The following is a 717-nucleotide window of genomic DNA, read 5'->3' as shown; positions in this document are numbered from 1 at the left end:
AAAACGGCGTTGTCAGCCTTGGTTTTTTTGTGCCTGCAAACAACGCCGCCGACTCCAACGCTTTCATCCCGGCGGGCGAGATGATTTTCGATTGGGCCGTTTCAGGCGGGTTTAAAATAATCGGCATGAACCGCAAGAAAATCAGCCTTGAGGATATTTTCGTAAGCCTGACTTCTGAGGTTAGCCCGTCTGAAAATCAAAACAAGGAGGCATTATGAATCTGGAAAACCAGTTTACAATACGTCTTTTACAGGGGAAATCGCGGGTAATGGCCCTGGCGCGAAAGGAGCTTTACTCTTACCTTAACGCTCCGGCCTTTTACGGGGCGGCGGTTTTCTTTCTGGCTTTCAGTTCGGTCTGGATTTTTTTTATACAGCGCTACTTCACCATGAACGTCGCCTCCATGCGGCCTTATTTCGGGATTTTACCCATTATTTTTATTTTCGTCATACCGGTGCTTACAATGAAAAGCTGGGCCGAGGAAAGGAAGACCGGAAGCATAGAGCTTCTTCTTACCATGCCCTTCTCCGAATGGGAACTGGTGCTAGGCAAATTCTTTTCCGTTTTCGCCCTGCTTGTGATGATGCTGATCCTTTCCATCCCCCTGCCCCTCTGCCTTTCTGCGTTAGGCGAATTTGACACAGGCGTTATCGTATGCGAATACATCGGGGCGTTCCTGATGGGCGCTTCCGCCGTCTCTTTGGGCCTGCTTCTGTC

The 717-nt window shown here is 49.5% G+C and carries 1 protein-coding gene and 1 pseudogene; both read left to right on the top strand.

The genetic code is table 11. The annotated features are described in order from the left end of the window. Positions 1-218, top strand: a pseudogene (locus ACYVTD_RS15025) (ABC transporter ATP-binding protein); the annotation flags it as partial. Continuing rightward, on the top strand, positions 215-717 hold a 503-nt coding region (locus tag ACYVTD_RS15020; protein WP_461248516.1), incomplete at its 3' end, for an ABC transporter permease. The pseudogene ACYVTD_RS15025 and the gene ACYVTD_RS15020, both read left to right, overlap by 4 nt.

The sequence above is a fragment of the Treponema sp. R6D11 genome, assembly GCF_054786075.1.
This window is presented reverse-complemented; position numbering and strand designations above follow the sequence as displayed.